We start from the raw sequence: 15566 nt of genomic DNA, 5'->3' as shown, positions 1-15566 counted from the left end.
CTGGAGAACACATGGCTGACGATAAACAGCCCGAACAGCACCGTGAGCAGCTTGCGTCGTTCGATGTTGCGGGTCAGCAGCATCACCGGCAGCGAGGTCAGGGACACGATCCAGGCGTAGATGGTGAGCATCAGACCGACCCGCTCGGTGGGCAGGTCGAAGCTGGCGCCAATGGCGCTGAGCAGGCCCACTGGCACAAACTCGGTGGTGTTGAAGACAAAGGCCGCCAACGCCAGCGCGATGACCGGCTGCCAGTTGCCTTGGGGTGTCGCCGCGGAATCACTCATGGGGGGGCGTCATACTCTTTCGATGATGGAACGGGTCCGGGACCCGCTGGAAAAATGCACAACCCGGGCCAGCATCGCTGCTCCCGGATTGCGGGCAAAGGCTCCCAGGCGGAGCCAGGGTGCAGCGCCGCTTCAATTCCCTTGGGCGGTTCGCGCAAAGACCTGCATGGCCAGCGCCACGCCCTGCAGCAGGCGCGCCGCACTGACGCCGTCGCGGGCTTGCACCGACAGCCCGTGGAGCACCGTAGAGTAATAATCGCCCAGGGAAGTTGCATCGCTGTGGCCGGGCAATTCACCCGCCTGCTGCGCGGCTTCCAGGCGCTGGATAATGCTTGCGGTACGCGCCCGGCGATGTTCGGCCAGCCATTCGCGCACGCTGTCGTTGTCGCTTGAGCAGTTCACCGCCGAGGCCACCACCATGCAGCCACGGGGGCCGTCGGCCCGGGTGTAGAGTGCCACCGCTTCTTGCAGCATGCGCTCGATGGCGACGTAGGCGCAGGGCTCTTGCAGGGCCAGGTCGGCGAAACCGCCTTCCTGGCTTTCGTACAGCTCGATGGCCTCGCGAAACAACGCCTCCTTGGAGCCGAAGGCGGCATAGATGCGCGCCGAGGCGATGCCCAGGGCCGCCACCAGGTCGGCCATGGAGGTGGTTTCGAAACCACGGCGCCAGAACAGTTCGAGCGCCTGGCGCAGTGCCTGGTGACGGTCGAATTCGCGGGGTCTTCCAGCCATGGGGGTCGGGTATCTCGTCGGGACAGGGAAGGCGTTCGGTTGAGCCCGAACAGCCGGTTGGCGCAGGGCGCCGGGACGAAATGATATTAGATTTGCGCCGGTCGCGGCCAATTTCCGTGGCCGCGGCCTTGCCTGCGCCCTGCCTCAGTCACGGCCCTCCTGCAGAAACGGCAGCAGCAGCGCGAGAAACTCCTCCGGTGCCTCTTCCATGATGAAGTGCCCGCAGTCCTCGACAATGGCCCCGCGCAGGTCATTGGCATGGCCCTGCAGGGTCAGCAGAGGTGCATCGTTGGTGGCGTGCTCGGCACCAATGGCCAGCACCGGCATGGTCAGCGGCCGCTGCGCGCGCAGCTGATTCTGGCGCACCGTCTCGGGGATCGCCCGGTAATAGGCGAAGCCTGCGCGCAAACCGCCCGGGGCAGCGTAGGCCTCGATGTAGACTTCGGCGGCCACCGCCTCGCGGCGATGGGACCAGTGGTCGAAGATGTAATTCAGGTAGGCCCGCTCGCGCCCGGCGATCAAGGCTTCCGGCAAATCCCGCAGCTGGTTGAACATGAAGTGCCAGAGAAAGATGTTCTGCTGCGGCGCGACGAAAATCGGTGGTGCATCCGCCAGCCCGGGGATCACCGCCTCGGTCAGCGCCAGGCGCTCCACCGCCTGCGGATGGTCGCTGGCCAAGGCGTAGGCGATCCACATGCCGACGTCGTGGCCGACCACGCTGTAGCGCTCGAAACCCAACTGCCCCATCACCTGGTGCAGCACCCCGGCCACATGGCCGGTGTCGTAGCCGTGCTCAGGGCGGTCGGACTGGCCGCTGCCCGGCGGGTCCACGGCAATGGCCTGGAAGCCTTGGGCAGCCAGGGCCTGGATCACCTGACGCCAGGCGTACCAGGTCTGCGGCCAGCCGGGAATCAGCAGCACCGGCCGGCCCGTGCCGGCGGTGACACAGTGGATGCGCTGGCCATCGACGCGCACATAGCGGTGAACCAGGTCGAGGCTGTCGGCCTGGAGGGTGTCAGTCAAAGCGTTCATGGTGTGTTCTCGATGAAGGGTTTCAGGCAATGCCGAGCATGGCGTTGATCTGTTGGCGGTCGATCTGCGCGCCGGCGAAGTCGTCGAAGATGCGCTGGGTGACCTGGATCATGTGCCGGTTGATGAACTCGACACCTTCCCGGGCGCCATCCTCCTGATCCTTGAGGCAGCACTCCCACTCCAGGGTCGCCCAGCCCGGGTAGTCGTATTGCGCCAGCTTGGAAAAGATCCCCTTGAAGTCCACCTGGCCATCGCCCAGGGAACGGAAGCGCCCGGCGCGCTCGACCCAGGCGCTGTAGCCGCCGTAGATGCCCTGGCGGCCGCTGGGATTGAACTCGGCATCCTTGACGTGAAACATGCGGATGCGCTCGTGGTAGATGTCCAGGTAACTCAGGTAGTCCAGCTGTTGCAGCACGAAGTGGCTGGGGTCGAAGAGGATGTTGCAACGCGGGTGATGGTCCACCAGTTCATGGAAGCGTTCGAAGCTGGTGCCGTCGTGCAGGTCCTCGCTGGGGTGGATCTCGTAGCACAGGTTGACCCCCTGCTCGTCGCAGGCATCGAGGATCGGCCGCCAGCGCCGCGCCAGCTCGTCGAACGCCGTCTCGATCAGGCCCTCGGGGCGCTGGGGAAAGGGAAACAGATAAGGCCAGGCCAGGGACCCGGAAAAGGTCCCCAGCTCACTCAGCCCCAGGCGTCGCGAAGCCTTGGCCGCCAGCTTCATCTGCTCCATGGCCCAGGCCGTTCTGGCTTGCGGATTGCCCCGCAGCGCTGGCGGCGCGAAGTTGTCGCACATCGCGTCGTAGGCCGGGTGCACCGCCACCAGCTGGCCGAAGATATGGCTGGTCAGCTCGCTGATCTGCAGGCCCTTCTGCGCCAGCTGGCCCTTGAGTTCATCGCAGTAGTCCTGGCTCTCGGCCGCCGTGGCGACGTCGAACAACCGCGCATCCCAGGCAGGGATCTGCAGCGCCTTGAAACCCAGGTCGGCGGCCCATTGGGCAATCGCCGGCAAATTGTGGAACGGCGCCGTCTCGGCGCTGAATTGCGCCAGATGCAGGCTGGGCCCCTTGAGGGTTTTCATCGAACTGCTCCCTATTCTTTGTCGGTCGACAAAGAATAGGGATACGCTCTGGCCGCGTCAATCATCGCCGTGCAGAAAAGTGTTTGGCCGTGAGGCCGTTCGCCCGTAGGTGCTGGCTTGCCAGCGAAGGCGTCGCAGTGGTCGACAAGGCAAAAAAAGCCCGCGATGAAGATCGCGGGCCCGGCCGGCATCCATGCAGCATCACGGCCGGCTATACACCTCACGCCCGGCAAAGTAGGTCTTGAGCACCTGGGTTTGCGCCAGTTGCTCCTGGGGCACCTGGAACACATCGCGGTCAAGAACGATCAGGTCGGCCTGCTTGCCCGGGGCCAGGCTGCCGATCTGCTGCTCCAGGCCAATGGCCCGCGCGGCGTTGCGGGTGTAGGCGTAGAACATGGTTTCCCGGTCGATGCCTTCGTCCTTGTTCAACACGCCCTTGGGCCCCTTGCGGCTGATGGCCTGGGCGATGGCCTTCCAGGGTTCCGGGGTGCTTACCGGCCAGTCGCTGGCCCCGGCGATGGTGGCGCCGTTCTTCAGCAGCGAGCGGGCCGGGTACATGAACTGGAACTGCATGGCGCTGATGTAGGGCTGGAGCAAATCGATGCTCAGCTCATCGGCGGCGGCCCAGTACAGCTGCATGGAGGCGATCACGTCCAGTGGCTTGAAGCGGGCGAACTCCTTGGGGTTGACCATCTGCAAGTGGGTGATGGAGTGCACCACCCCACTCTGGCGATCACGCCGCGCCTGCTCGATGCCGTTGAGGGATTCGCGCACCGCGCGGTCGCCAATGGCATGCACATGCACCAGCCAGCCACGGGCATCGGCGGCGCTGACCAGCTCGCCGAAATGCGCCGGGTCGATCAGCAGTTCGCCGTCCTTCTTCGAGTTCTTGTAGGGGGTCAGCAGGGAAGCGGTCTGCGCCGGAAACTCGGCGACACCGTCGGCGAAGATCTTGATCCCCGGCAGGCTCAGGTTCGGCACCCCGAGGAACTGCTGGCGCACCTGCTCCAGCACCTCCAGGTCCGCCGGGCGGCTCTTGGGATTGGCCACCATCAGGGCCGCGACCCGCAGGGTCAGCTCGCCCTTCTGCGCCAGCGCCTTGTACACCGGCAGCACACCGACGGTCTGGGCCGTGGGATGCATGGCGAACAGCGCGTCGCCCGGGGTGGCGTTGGCCGCCGGGTCCATCAGCGCGGTGATGCCCAGGCTCAGGTTGAGGTCGCGGGCGGCGCGCCCGGCGTCGAGCAACTGCTCGAAGCTCGGCGGCGGCAGTTGCGAGGTCAGGGCCGAGAGCCCGGCATCGGCGACAAAACCGTTGGGGCTGCTGTCCGGGTGATGGCCGATGGTGGCCTGGGCCTCGCCCTGCAGCGCCTTGACCCGCGCGGCGTCTATGCCGCCGCGCTTGAGCATGGCGCGGTTGGCCCAGCCGGTGTGGTAGTCCCAGCCAACGAACAGAATCGGTACATCGGCCCATTCGCCCTGGTTGAAGCGCTGTTCCAGGGCGTCCACCTGGCTCCAGTAGGTCGAGGGAAAACCGCTGACGGTGAGGATCTCGCCATGCCGCGCCTTGCCGTCATCGCGCCAGCCGCGCAGGCGCTGTTCCAGCTCGTCCAGGGGCAGTTGCTGGGTTTCCAGGTCGGCGGCCTTGAGCTTCAGGCCCCCGAAGATGGCATGACTGTGGCTGTCGATGAACCCCGGCATCAGCACCTTGCCCTGCAGGTCGATGACCTGGGTGCCCGGGGCCTTCAGCGCCAGCACCTGGGCATCGCTGCCGACCATGACGATACGCCCCTGCTCCACCGCCACCGCCTGTTGCAGGGGCTGGCCCTGCTCGGCGGTGAACACCTTGGCGTTGTGCAGCACCAGGTCCACCGCGGCCTGGCTGTGCAGCGAGACCAGGGCCAGGGCCGAGGCCAGCGTGATATTCAGCGTCTTTTTCATTGTTGTTCGCACCCTTGGCTCAGAATGCGCCAGAGACTAGCCAAGTCACCGGTGCTTAAGAATACTGCTTCGCGCAACCCATCCTTTCCAAAGAGGCAAGACTGCAATGGACCAGCTGGGCGCCATCACCATGTTCGTGACCACGGTCGATCAGGGCAGCTTCACCCGCGCCGCCGCGTGCCTGGGCAAGACCACCTCGGCCCTGACCAAGGCAGTGAGCCACCTGGAGAGCCAGCTCGGCACCCGCTTGCTGGAGCGCTCCACACGCCGGATCGCCCTCACCGAGGCCGGGCATATCTACCTGGCCAGCGCCCGGCAGGTATTGCGCCAACTGCAACAGGCCGGGGAAGACATCGAGCGCCTGCAGCAGGAAATGTGCGGCACCCTGCGCCTGGTGGCGCCGCCCTCCTTCGCCCCGGCCTTTCTCAATGGCGCCTGCTACGGCTTTCTTGAGCAGTACCCACAGATGCGCCTGGACGTGGAGCTCACCGACGAATTCGTCGACCTGCAAAGTGGCGGCTATGACCTGGCCGTGCGCGACGGGCCGGTGGAGCTGCCGGACCTGATCGCCCGCCCGCTGACGGCCAACCGCATCCTGCTCTGCGCCAGCCCGCGCTATCTGCAGCGCCAGCCCTTGCCGGTGACCCCGGCGCATTTTGCCGAGCATGACTGGCTGATCTTCCGTCACCCGGCACTGAACCCGCATTTCTGGCGCTTCACCTTGAATGGCGAGCAGCAGCGTGTGCCCCAGCCGGTGCCGCGGCTGGCCAGTGACAATTACGATTTCCTGTTCGGTGCCCTACTGGCCGGGCTGGGCCTGCAACTGTGCCCGCAGTGGAGCGCCGCGCCCTACCTGCGTCGCGGCGAGCTGGTGCAACTGCTGCCCGAGGCGCAGCTGGACCCGGAGCAGTTCGGCCCGAGGATCCATGTGATCTACCCCGCCCACCGGCGCCAGACCCGCAAGCACCAGGCCTTCATCGAATGCCTGAACCGCTACCTGGACGAGCAGCAATTGCATTGATGGGCCAGCTCCCGGCCCATCTGGCACTGGCGGCCCTGTCGAGTGCTGCCGCAGCCACCACGGGTCGGACTGCGCCAGAGCCCAGGCACACCCTCAACCAGTGGTTTGGCCGGGCAATGAATACTGGGGCAAATAGGCTTTTGCGATTGAGTGAATATCTCATCATGAATGTGACTAAAGACCTGGTGAAATCAATTCATTAGTACTCAATTAATAGCTCGACATAAGATGCGCCTCAATAATAGACAACATAAAGACTACCGAGCAAAAGCAGCCAGGAACAAAACTGGAAAGCACTGAAAGCCAACAAACAAGTTCAGGACTTATCTCGGAAATCAGGATGCCAGATCACAATGAACAACGACTTCACATTCACCATCAAGAGCATTTGCTTCGACGAAGATTATCACCCGTCCGAGAATACGCGCATCACCACCAACTTTGCCAACCTGGCCAGGGGCAAGAGTCGCCAAGAGAACTTGCGCAATACCTTGAGGATGATTGACAACCGCTTCAATGCCTTGGCGCATTGGGATAACCCCAAGGGCGATCGTTATGCAGTCGAGCTTGAAATCATCTCCGTGGAAATGGACATCGACACTCAAAGCAGTGGCCATGCCATCCCCCTGATTGAAATATTGAAAACCAATATTTTCGATCGAAAGACCAACGAACGCTTTGAGGGCGTTGTAGGAAACAACTTTTCCTCTTACGTACGGGACTACGACTTCAGCGTGCTGTTGCCGGAGCACAACAGGGAGCGACCAAAGTTCAGCATTCCGGAAAACTTCGGAGAGCTGCATGGGAAGCTATTCAAGCACTTCATCAACTCCAGCACTTACAAGGAAAACTTCAACAAGCCACCGGTGATCTGCCTGAGCGTTTCGAGCAGCAAGACCTACCATCGGACTGAAAACCAGCACCCTGTACTGGGCATTGAATACCAGCAGGACGAATATTCTCTAACAGATGAATACTTCAACAAGATGGGGTTGAAAGTTCGCTACTTCATGCCGTCCAACAGCGTTGCGCCTTTGGCTTTCTACTTTGCCGGCGATTTGCTCAGTGATTACACCAACCTGGAACTGATCAGCACCATCAGCACGATGGACACCTTCCAGAAGATTTACCGGCCAGAGATCTACAATGCCAACTCTGCAGCAGGCAAATCCTATCAACCGAGCCTGAAGCACCAGGACTATTCATTGACTCGAATTGTCTATGACCGAGAAGAACGTAGCCGCCTGGCGATTGAGCAAGGGCAGTTTGTCGAGAACAACTTCATCAAGCCATACCAGACCATTCTTGAGCAGTGGTCCGCCAATTACGCTCTTTGACTCATCAAAAATACAAGGTCACCCATGATGAAAAAGTTGTTACCCACTTCAACTGCCGGCAGCTTGCCTAAACCTTCCTGGCTTGCACAACCTGAAACACTCTGGTCGCCCTGGAAGTTGCAAGAGGAAGAACTGGTTGAAGGCAAGCAGGACGCCTTGCGCTTGTCACTGCAAGAACAACAGCAAGCAGGCATTGATATCGTCAGTGATGGCGAGCAGACACGTCAGCACTTTGTCACGACGTTCATCGAACACCTCAGCGGCGTTGATTTTGCAAAACGTGAAACCGTCAGGATTCGTGATCGCTATGATGCGAGCGTCCCCACGGTGGTGGGGGCTGTCAGTCGCCAGAAGCCGGTTTTCGTGGAAGATGCCAAGTTTCTGCGCCAGCAGACCGAGCAACCCATAAAGTGGGCGCTGCCAGGCCCGATGACGATGATCGACACGCTTTATGACAGCCATTACAAAAGCCGCGAAAAACTGGCCTGGGAATTCGCCAAGATCCTCAACCAGGAAGCCAGGGAGCTGGAGGCGGCCGGCGTGGATATCATCCAGTTTGATGAGCCCGCCTTTAACGTCTTCTTCGATGAAGTGAATGACTGGGGTGTGGCCACCCTGGAAAGAGCCATTGAAGGTCTTAAATGCGAAACGGCGGTGCACATTTGCTATGGCTATGGCATCAAGGCCAATACGGACTGGAAAAAGACCCTGGGCTCAGAGTGGCGGCAATATGAAGAGGCGTTCCCCAAACTGCAGAAATCCAGTATCGATATCGTCTCTCTGGAATGTCACAACTCTCATGTCCCAATGGATCTCATTGAACTCATCAGAGGCAAGAAGGTGATGGTCGGGGCCATTGATGTGGCCTCCAACACCATTGAAACACCCGAGGAAGTGGCCGACACCCTGCGCAAGGCATTGCAGTTCGTGGATGCCGACAAACTCTATCCCTGCACCAACTGTGGCATGGCGCCCTTATCCCGTGGCGTGGCAAGGGGCAAGCTGAAGGCTTTAAGTGCCGGCGCAGAAATCATCCGCAGAGAACTCTCGAACCTGCGCTGAGCTAAAGCCGCAAGTGGTGTGCCAGAGGGGTGAGGCAGTGGATTGAAAAACCGCCGCTTCACCCCTCTGCGCGCTGTCGGACAGTACCCAATATTCAGGACCCGCCATGTCACTTCCCAGTACGGCTATCGAGCCAATGCGCTTTCGCGAAGCGCTCGGGCACTACGCATCCGGCATCACGGTGATTACCTCGCAGGTTGATGGCGAGCCGCTCGGCTTTACGTGCCAGTCGTTCTATAGCGTGTCGATGAGCCCGCCGCTGGTGTCATTCAGCGTCATGTCCAGCTCGGCCAGCTACCCCAAGATTCGTCAGGCGGGCCGATTCATGGTCAATATCCTCTCAGGCGAGCAGGTCAGGATTTCCAACCAGTTCGCAAGCAAAGGCACGGACAAGTGGCAGGGAGTTCAATGGCAGGAATCGCCGCTGGGCAACCCGATCATTGCCGGCAGCCTGCACTGGCTCGATTGTGAAATTCATGCCGAACACGTCGCCGGTGACCACCTGATCGTGATCGGTGAAGTCAAGGCGCTGAACCTGCAGCAAGCGGCGGCTGCGCAGCCATTGCTGTATTTCAAAGGGCAATATTGCAACCTCGCGGCCCCGGGCGCGGTGTGAACCCTGGCCGGCGCTCCTTCGCTGAGGTCCTGTTTCAGACAGCAAGGTTGCTTGTGAATCGCAGGGACGCTGGCGCTCACTCTTGTACCGGAATCTGCCGCAACGGCTTGACCGATTTGAAGGAAAAGCTCGAATAGATCTCCTTCACCGCCGGCAGGGTCTGCAACACTTCACGGGCGAATTCGCCGAAGGATTCCAGGTCCTTGGCCAGCACTTCGAGGAGAAAGTCGTAGCGCCCGGAGACGTTGTGGCAGGCGATGATTTCCGGGATCTCCAGCAGCCTCTGCTCGAAGGCCCGGGCGGTGTCCTGGGAGTGGGATTCCATCATCACGCTGACAAAGGCGGTGACCCCATAGCCCAGCGCCTTGGGCGAGAGGATCGCCTGGTAACCGGTAATCACCCCGCTCTCTTCGAGAATCTTCACCCGGCGCCAGCACGGCGAGGTGGTCAAGGCGACGCTGTCCGCCAGCTCGGCATTGGTCAGCCGGGCGTTGTCTTGCAGGGCGATCAGCAGGGCTTTGTCGATACGGTCCAGATCGAGGGGCATGTCTTACCTTTTTATCTTATTTTTATGGTTATTTATTCCAATTATTCGGTTCTAAAGGGCCGATATTGGAAATTATTGCGCCGGATTTGAGCATAGCATTAGAGCAAATCCGGGAGCGTTCACCATGAACAATAAAAACAGTGACCTTGGTTTTTCCACCCGTGCCATCCATCACGGCTACAACCCCCAGGAGCATCAGGGCGCGCTGATCCCGCCGATCTACCTGACCTCCACCTTCACCTTCGCCACCGCCGAATACGGCGCCGGCTGTTTTGCCGGTGAAGAACCCGGCTACTTCTATACCCGCATCGGCAACCCGACCCTGGCGTTGCTGGAAGCGCGCATGGCCGCCCTGGAAAACGGCGAAGCGGCCGTGGCGTTCGGCTCCGGCATGGGGGCGATTGCCGCGACCTTGTGGACCCTGCTGCGCCCGGGCGACGAGGTCATCGTCGGCCAGACTTTGTACGGTTGCACCTTTGCCCTGCTGCACCACGGCCTTGGCGAATTCGGCGTCAAGGTACGCCATGTCGACCTGACCGACCTGGGCGAGCTGCGGGCGGCCATCGGCCCGGCCACGCGGATGATCTATTTCGAAACCCCGGCCAACCCCAACATGCAACTGGTGGACATCGCCGCCGTGGCCCAGGTGGCCCGCCAGCATCCCGGCCTGCTCGTGGCGGTGGACAACACCTACTGCACACCTTACCTGCAGCGCCCGCTGGAACTGGGCGCCGACCTGGTGCTGCATTCGGCCACCAAGTACCTCAGCGGCCATGGCGACATCACCGCCGGCATCGTGGTCACCGGCCAGGCCCTGGCCGAACGCATCCGCCTGCAGGGCCTGAAGGACCTGACCGGCGCGGTGCTCTCGCCCCAGGACGCTTTTCTCCTGATGCGCGGCCTCAAGACCCTGGCCCTGCGCATGGATCGCCATTGCGCCAACGCCCAGGCCGTCGCCCAGTTCCTCCAGGACCACCCCGCCGTGGCCTGGGTCGCCTACCCGGGGCTGGCATCCTTTGCCCAACACGCCCTGGCCGCAAGACAGATGAAGCTGCCCGGCGGCATGATCGCCTTCGAACTCAAGGGTGGGCTGGCCAGCGGGCGACGCTTCATGAACGCCCTGGGGCTGTTCAGCCGCGCGGTCAGCCTGGGGGATGCCGAATCCCTGGCCCAGCACCCGGCGAGCATGACCCATTCCACCTACACCCAGGAGGAACGGGCCGAACACGGCATCGCCGAGGGCCTGGTACGGCTGTCGGTGGGGCTGGAAGACATCGCCGACCTGCTGGCCGACATCGCCCAGGCCCTGGACGCCAGCGCCGAACCCGCGCGCCCCACCCTGGAGGCCGTGAGCCGAATCGGCAAGGCCCTGCCTTGAGCAGGATCAGCACATCTGACGGCAAAGCCGACTACAACACCCTGCCGGCGCCCGGGCGCCGGCAGTCCAGGCAACACCCGCAACACCCTTAGAACCGTAACCCACAGGAGTGGAACAACCCATGAGTCGTATCAATAACAAAGCCACCCAACTGCTCAGCGCCATGATCCTTGCCGGCCTGGCCTGCCATTCCATGGCAGCCGACAGCATCCGGATCGGCATCGCCGGGGCCAAGACCGGCCCGGTGGCGCAATACGGTGACATGCAGTTCAGCGGCGCGCGCATGGCCATCGAGCAGATCAACGCCAAGGGTGGCGTCGACGGCAAGCAACTGGTGGCCGTGGAATACGACGATGCCTGCGACCCCAAGCAAGCGGTCGCCGTGGCCAACAAGGTGGTCAACGACGGCGTCAAGTTCGTGGTCGGACACCTGTGCTCCAGCTCCACCCAGCCCGCGTCGGACATCTACGAAGACGAAGGCATCGTGATGATCACCCCGGCCGCCACCAGCCCAGAGCTGACCGCCCGTGGCTACAAGATGGTGTTCCGCACCATCGGCCTGGACAACGCCCAGGGCCCGGCGGCGGCACGCTACATCGCCCAGCTCAAGCCGACCAATGTGGCGGTGCTGCACGACAAGCAACAGTACGGCGAAGGCATTGCCAGCTCGGTCAAGGACATCCTCGGCAAGGAAGGCATCAAGGTGGCGATGTTCGAAGGCATCAACGTCGGCGAACGCGACTACTCCTCGATCCTGGCCAAGCTCAAGCAGGCCAATGTGGATTTCGTCTACTTCGGCGGCTACCACCCGGAAATGGGCCTGCTGTTGCGCCAGGCCAAGGAAAAGGGCCTGACCGCACGCTTCATGGGGCCTGAAGGCGTGGGCAACGACTCGATCTCGCAGATCGCCAAGGACGCTTCCGAAGGCATGCTGGTGACCCTGCCCAAGTCCTTCGACCAGGACCCGGCCAACAAGGCCCTGGTGGAGGCCTTCGAAGCCAAGAAGGAAAACCCCAGCGGCCCGTTCGTGCTGCCGTCCTACTCGGCCGTGGAAGTGATTGCCGGAGGCATCGCCGCAGCCAAGAGCGAAGACCCGGAAAAAGTCGCCGAGGCGATCCACAAGGGCACCTTCAAGACCCCCACCGGCGACCTGAGCTTCGACGAGAAAGGCGATCTCAAGGACTTCAAGTTCGTGGTCTATGAGTGGCACTACGGCAAGCCGAAAAGCGTAGCGGCGGAAAACGCCGGGCTCTAAGCCGGGCACCGGGTGCCGCCTGCCAGGGCAGCGGCGCCCTACCCGTTTCAGGTGCAAGGCCTGAAAGAAACTCTGCACACCGCTTGAACAACGCCTTTCAAGCCAGACTTAAAGCACTAATTCCCGAGTATTCTAGTTGGGAACAACTTAAAGAACGGGTAACAACAAGGATCGCTTCGGGTAACACTTTCCAAAGCCTCTGCTTATACTCCAGAACCCTCCCCGTGGAAGCGTCCCATGCTTCCCGCCCAGGAAGATCGTTAGCCTGCTTTGTTTTCTTCTGAACTTTTCACTGCCGTCTCCCGCTCAACTAGAGCTCGTGATGAAAGGGCCTGAAAAGCCCGAACTAGAGGACTTTCGCGAGCAGCGCAATAACCCCCGCCCACCCGCCGCAAGCCAGCATTCGATATGCCTCAAGGCCTGTATCTTTAGTGCCAAGCCGCTAGGCATGAGGCTTACCGCGCTGCGCTTATGCAGCAACTAAAACGTTAAAGCACAAGACTGTGACGCGCATCGAATGTTACCGATCAAGATGAACTTAATGTTACCGACCAAGTAAAAAAAGATAAGCCGCAAACCCACTAACACCGGGAAGTAGTTCCTCTTTTTTCATGGATAGAAATACTGTTTGCTAACTAAATTCGATTTTGTATATCGTGCGCAACATCAAATTGCCAGCTGCGGAAAGTACTTCTGCCAGGCCTTTTTTCAAGGAGCGAAGAACATGGAACCCTTTCTCGGCGAGATTCGTCTGTTCCCTTGGGCCTGGGCCCCACAAGGCTGGCTTTTGTGTCAGGGCCAGGTGCTGGCGGTAAACGACTACATGGCGCTGGCAACACTGCTCGGCAACCGTTACGGCGGCGACGGCCGAACCACCTTCGGCCTGCCGGACCTGCGAGGCCGGGCAGCACTGGGGGAGAATCTCGATGCTTCGACCGCCCCTTTGCTGGATCTGCGGGAGCTGGCCAGCATGGACGGAACCGAACTGGTCGCGCTGAATGCCAGCAACCTGGCAACCCACAGCCATATCGCCAACGTCTCAACCGCAGCAGGTGTCGCCGGGCCGGCGGGCAATATTCCCGCCATCAGTTCGAACTCCAAAGGCGCTGTCTCGAGATCCACCTATGTAGCCTTCGGCGATACAAGTCACGTGACGCTCAACATCACCACGGTGGTGAGCCCTCCCGGCCTTCCGATGTTGAACATCCAGCCGTCGATCGGCGGCAACTTCTGCATTGCCATCACTGGTACCTACCCACCTCGGTAAGCAAACGCCCACAGCCTAACGACTAAGGAAAGCAATATGTCTGATGCATACCTCGGAGAGATCCGTATGTTTGCCGGCAACTTCGCCCCCAAGGGCTGGGCCTTGTGCAATGGCACCGAGTTGCCGGTCAAGGGCAACGACGCCCTGTTCAGCTTGATCGGCAGTACCTATGGCGGCGATGGCCGGAACACCTTCAAGCTCCCGGACTACCGCGGCAGAACCCCTGTCGGTCAGGGCAGCGGACCGGGCTTGTCTAGCTGGTCCCTGGCCGAGAGGGCGGGCGTCGAGCAGATCACTCTCACAGCAGAGAACACGCCACCGCATATTCATGGATTCCAGGTCAGTGCCAACGAGGCGGCATCCGCCGTGCCGGTTGCCATCACCCCACCGATCAATAGCCTGAGTTTCGGCAAGTTCAAGCGGGTAAGCCCGACAGACAGCGTCACCGGGCTTTACAGCAAGGGAACCAACAATTCCACAATGGTCAGCTTGAACCCGAGTTTTCTCAGCCCGGCCCTGGGCGTGGCCAATAAATCGGTCGCCCCCCACAGCAACATGATGGGGTCCCTGGTGATCAACTACATCATCTGCATGACGGGCCTCTACCCATCGAAGCCCTAGTCCCTCTTTTTTCAGGAACGATCGACCATGGATGCTTTTACTGGTGAAATTCGGCTTTTTCCCTTCAACTTCGCCCCTGTGGACTGGGCCGTCTGCGACGGTCGACTGTTGCTCGTGAATGAGTATCAAGCGCTCTATTCAGTGATCGCCAACATTTATGGTGGCAGTAACGGGATCAACTTCAATCTGCCCGATCTCCGCGGCCGCGTCGCCATAGGTGAGGGTCAGGCCCCCACCCTGAGCATGCGCACCCTGGGCCAGAAACTGGGCGGCGATAAGACCATCTTGAAACCGGAAAACTTCGCCCCCCACACCCATCAGGTATTGGCCCAGGATGGTAGCGACAACGCCATGGCCCTGGACCTAGCCGATAACACGGCCTACCTGGCACAACCACGGGGGATTCGCTTGTACAACGCCAGAGTGCAGGCCACTGGCGGGCCCAGCCTGCACCCCGATACGGTGGCCCCTGCCGGGATGGACACCGCCAAGGCCGAGTCGCAGCGTTATGCGATGCAACCCTTTCTGACGCTGCGCTATTGCATCTGCCTGAACGGCGAGTATCCACAAAGGTGGTGATAAGCCCAGCCTGCGCCCCCCTCCTGCAAGCGGTGCTGCCGGTCGGTGGCGCTCTGCGCCTGCAGAACACCACCGACCAGGCCTTCCTGCGGGAGTTGTTCGTGTCTCGCCGCTGGGCCGAGGTCCGTGCCGTACCCGGCTGGAGCGACGCCCAGCGCCACGCATTCCTGCACAGCCAAGCCGAGCTGCAACGCCAGCACTATGAGCGGCACTACCCGGGGGCACAGTGGCTGATCATCGAACAGGCCGGCGAAGCAATCGGCCGCCTGTGCCTGCATCGGCAAGCCACTGACCTGCGCGTCGTCGATATCGCCTTGCTGCCTCACTGCCAGGGCCTGGGCCTGGGCAGCGCATTGCTGCGGGAAATCCTGACCGAAGCCGATACCCAGGGCCACTCTTGTAGCCTGAGCGTCGAACTCGGCAGCCGGGCCCAGGGCCTGTACCAGCGCCTAGGGTTTCTGGCCGGTGACGAAAACGGCCTGTATGTGCAAATGCGGCGCCCGGCACGGCAATTGCCTCGGGAGGAGCTGGACAACCCCTGAAAGCCCGGATGACGGCTGTAGGCAGGTCTCGCGGAACGGCGACCTGAATTTTACCCTTTGACCTTGACTCATTTAACGCTGGATGCGGCCGCGACAAAGCTGATCGCAAATGGCAGGGAGCCTTTATGAAAACATCGCGCAGTAGTTTCCACGGTTCGCTGGCACGTTCGCTGGTCCTGCTTTTTCTGCTTTTGAGCCTGCCAACGGCCGCCATGGCGCTGCTGCCGCCCCCCGTGATCACAAGTCCGGGGACGGGCACCACGCTGCCATC

The 15566-nt window shown here is 61.4% G+C and carries 15 protein-coding genes and 1 pseudogene; 10 read left to right on the top strand and 6 right to left on the bottom strand.

Going from position 1 to position 15566, the window contains the following annotated elements; genetic code table 11:
- From F6S12_RS24710 to F6S12_RS24690, 5 genes and pseudogenes are all read right to left on the bottom strand, one after another.
- Positions 1-287 (bottom strand): annotated as a pseudogene (locus F6S12_RS24710) (sugar transporter); the annotation flags it as partial.
- Positions 288-419: 132 nt separating this feature from the next.
- Positions 420-1019 carry a TetR/AcrR family transcriptional regulator gene (locus tag F6S12_RS24705; RefSeq protein ID WP_011061785.1) on the bottom strand — a complete coding sequence of 200 codons (600 nt, stop codon included), beginning with the start codon at positions 1017-1019 and terminating at the stop codon, positions 420-422.
- A gap of 144 nt (positions 1020-1163) precedes the next feature.
- Positions 1164-2051: an alpha/beta fold hydrolase gene (locus F6S12_RS24700; RefSeq protein WP_123473553.1), complete on the bottom strand. Its 888-nt coding sequence runs from the start codon at positions 2049-2051 to the stop codon at positions 1164-1166.
- A 22-nt stretch (positions 2052-2073) separates the two neighbouring features.
- Positions 2074-3129, bottom strand: a complete 1056-nt coding sequence (locus tag F6S12_RS24695; RefSeq protein WP_011061787.1) for a sugar phosphate isomerase/epimerase family protein — start codon at positions 3127-3129, stop codon at positions 2074-2076.
- Between the two features lie 201 nt (positions 3130-3330).
- Entirely contained in the window at positions 3331-5070 is a 1740-nt protein-coding gene (locus F6S12_RS24690) for an amidohydrolase (RefSeq protein WP_315869405.1), read from the bottom strand.
- A 106-nt stretch (positions 5071-5176) separates the two neighbouring features.
- Here F6S12_RS24690 and F6S12_RS24685 point away from each other — a divergent pair, with 106 nt between their 5' ends.
- The 4 genes from F6S12_RS24685 to F6S12_RS24670 all read left to right on the top strand — a co-directional run bounded on the left by F6S12_RS24685 (position 5177) and on the right by F6S12_RS24670 (position 9106).
- Positions 5177-6091: a LysR family transcriptional regulator gene (locus F6S12_RS24685; RefSeq protein ID WP_011061789.1), complete on the top strand. Its 915-nt coding sequence runs from the start codon at positions 5177-5179 to the stop codon at positions 6089-6091.
- Between the two features lie 353 nt (positions 6092-6444).
- Positions 6445-7428: a DUF1852 domain-containing protein gene (locus tag F6S12_RS24680; protein ID WP_103290081.1), complete on the top strand. Its 984-nt coding sequence runs from the start codon at positions 6445-6447 to the stop codon at positions 7426-7428.
- 27 nt (positions 7429-7455) lie between these two features.
- Positions 7456-8490 carry a methionine synthase gene (locus F6S12_RS24675; RefSeq protein WP_026020140.1) on the top strand — a complete coding sequence of 345 codons (1035 nt, stop codon included), beginning with the start codon at positions 7456-7458 and terminating at the stop codon, positions 8488-8490.
- A 106-nt stretch (positions 8491-8596) separates the two neighbouring features.
- The gene (locus F6S12_RS24670; RefSeq protein ID WP_011061792.1) at positions 8597-9106 is read left to right on the top strand and encodes a flavin reductase family protein; all 510 of its coding nucleotides are present in this window, start codon (positions 8597-8599) and stop codon (positions 9104-9106) included.
- A gap of 76 nt (positions 9107-9182) precedes the next feature.
- Here F6S12_RS24670 and F6S12_RS24665 read toward each other — a convergent pair whose 3' ends face one another.
- Positions 9183-9653, bottom strand: coding sequence for an Lrp/AsnC family transcriptional regulator (locus F6S12_RS24665; protein WP_011061793.1), 471 nt, complete (start codon positions 9651-9653; stop codon positions 9183-9185).
- A gap of 124 nt (positions 9654-9777) precedes the next feature.
- Here F6S12_RS24665 and F6S12_RS24660 point away from each other — a divergent pair, with 124 nt between their 5' ends.
- The 6 genes from F6S12_RS24660 to F6S12_RS24635 all read left to right on the top strand — a co-directional run bounded on the left by F6S12_RS24660 (position 9778) and on the right by F6S12_RS24635 (position 15295).
- Positions 9778-11031, top strand: a complete 1254-nt coding sequence (locus F6S12_RS24660; protein ID WP_011061794.1) for a methionine gamma-lyase — start codon at positions 9778-9780, stop codon at positions 11029-11031.
- A 121-nt stretch (positions 11032-11152) separates the two neighbouring features.
- Positions 11153-12286, top strand: coding sequence for a branched-chain amino acid ABC transporter substrate-binding protein (locus F6S12_RS24655; RefSeq protein WP_011061795.1), 1134 nt, complete (start codon positions 11153-11155; stop codon positions 12284-12286).
- Positions 12287-13010: 724 nt separating this feature from the next.
- Positions 13011-13553 (top strand): phage tail protein, encoded by a 543-nt coding sequence (locus F6S12_RS24650; protein ID WP_125063030.1) that lies wholly within the window; start codon positions 13011-13013, stop codon positions 13551-13553.
- Between the two features lie 36 nt (positions 13554-13589).
- On the top strand, positions 13590-14174 hold the full coding sequence (locus tag F6S12_RS24645; RefSeq protein WP_015635979.1) for a phage tail protein: 585 nt from the start codon (positions 13590-13592) through the stop codon (positions 14172-14174).
- 27 nt (positions 14175-14201) lie between these two features.
- A complete protein-coding gene (locus F6S12_RS24640; protein ID WP_015635980.1) occupies positions 14202-14753 on the top strand; it encodes a phage tail protein in 552 nt (183 codons plus the stop codon).
- The gene (locus F6S12_RS24635) at positions 14750-15295 is read left to right on the top strand and encodes a GNAT family N-acetyltransferase (RefSeq protein WP_315869404.1); all 546 of its coding nucleotides are present in this window, start codon (positions 14750-14752) and stop codon (positions 15293-15295) included. The genes F6S12_RS24640 and F6S12_RS24635 overlap by 4 nt, the downstream gene beginning before the upstream one ends.
- The last annotated feature ends 271 nt before the right edge of the window (positions 15296-15566 follow it).

This window comes from Pseudomonas sp. JV245A (assembly GCF_032424515.1).
Lineage (GTDB): Bacteria > Pseudomonadota > Gammaproteobacteria > Pseudomonadales > Pseudomonadaceae > Aquipseudomonas > Aquipseudomonas protegens.
This window is presented reverse-complemented; position numbering and strand designations above follow the sequence as displayed.

Coding starts and splice junctions, on each gene's coding strand:
- F6S12_RS24705 (WP_011061785.1), bottom strand. CDS start 1,019: ATGGCTGGAAGACCCCGCGAATTCGACCGTCACCAGGCACTGCGCCAG.
- F6S12_RS24700 (WP_123473553.1), bottom strand. CDS start 2,051: ATGAACGCTTTGACTGACACCCTCCAGGCCGACAGCCTCGACCTGGTT.
- F6S12_RS24695 (WP_011061787.1), bottom strand. CDS start 3,129: ATGAAAACCCTCAAGGGGCCCAGCCTGCATCTGGCGCAATTCAGCGCC.
- F6S12_RS24690 (WP_315869405.1), bottom strand. CDS start 5,070: ATGAAAAAGACGCTGAATATCACGCTGGCCTCGGCCCTGGCCCTGGTC.
- F6S12_RS24685 (WP_011061789.1), top strand. CDS start 5,177: ATGGACCAGCTGGGCGCCATCACCATGTTCGTGACCACGGTCGATCAG.
- F6S12_RS24680 (WP_103290081.1), top strand. CDS start 6,445: ATGAACAACGACTTCACATTCACCATCAAGAGCATTTGCTTCGACGAA.
- F6S12_RS24675 (WP_026020140.1), top strand. CDS start 7,456: ATGAAAAAGTTGTTACCCACTTCAACTGCCGGCAGCTTGCCTAAACCT.
- F6S12_RS24670 (WP_011061792.1), top strand. CDS start 8,597: ATGTCACTTCCCAGTACGGCTATCGAGCCAATGCGCTTTCGCGAAGCG.
- F6S12_RS24665 (WP_011061793.1), bottom strand. CDS start 9,653: ATGCCCCTCGATCTGGACCGTATCGACAAAGCCCTGCTGATCGCCCTG.
- F6S12_RS24660 (WP_011061794.1), top strand. CDS start 9,778: ATGAACAATAAAAACAGTGACCTTGGTTTTTCCACCCGTGCCATCCAT.
- F6S12_RS24655 (WP_011061795.1), top strand. CDS start 11,153: ATGAGTCGTATCAATAACAAAGCCACCCAACTGCTCAGCGCCATGATC.
- F6S12_RS24650 (WP_125063030.1), top strand. CDS start 13,011: ATGGAACCCTTTCTCGGCGAGATTCGTCTGTTCCCTTGGGCCTGGGCC.
- F6S12_RS24645 (WP_015635979.1), top strand. CDS start 13,590: ATGTCTGATGCATACCTCGGAGAGATCCGTATGTTTGCCGGCAACTTC.
- F6S12_RS24640 (WP_015635980.1), top strand. CDS start 14,202: ATGGATGCTTTTACTGGTGAAATTCGGCTTTTTCCCTTCAACTTCGCC.